Origin of the sequence: Plebeiibacterium sediminum, from assembly GCF_026013605.1 — a bacterium.
Classification (GTDB): Bacteria; Bacteroidota; Bacteroidia; order Bacteroidales; family Marinilabiliaceae; genus Saccharicrinis; species Saccharicrinis sediminus.
The window spans coordinates 1-317 of sequence record NZ_JAPDPJ010000411.1; the positions used below are offsets into that span (position 1 = coordinate 1).

At 35.6% G+C, this 317-nt stretch carries 1 protein-coding gene; it reads right to left on the reverse strand.

The window, feature by feature from the left end; genetic code table 11:
* Positions 1-317, reverse strand: a 317-nt coding sequence (locus tag OM075_RS25995) for a BT_2262 family domain-containing protein (protein ID WP_301193439.1), incomplete at both ends; no start/stop codon positions are given.

The window sequence follows — 317 nt, forward strand, 5'->3', positions numbered from 1 at the left end:
ACTGCAGCAGGTGAATCTGAAAAACTGCCATCATAACCCCACGGATCACTATGACTTTTATGAATTAAGTTATTATTGGCATCAATTTCCATAGTCCCAGCAAATGCATATCTAGAACCATATCCAATATATTGATCATACCAACCTCCAATCCAATCTGAAATCGTATAACGAATATCTCCTACTTTCACTATAAGAATATCTGCAACGATAGGCATAACCCTCCCGTCTCTTGAAACAGAAGCTTCATAAACTCCTGTAATATCATCATTATAAACAACAACAGTTCTTTGAACATCTGAATAAAATACATCTCC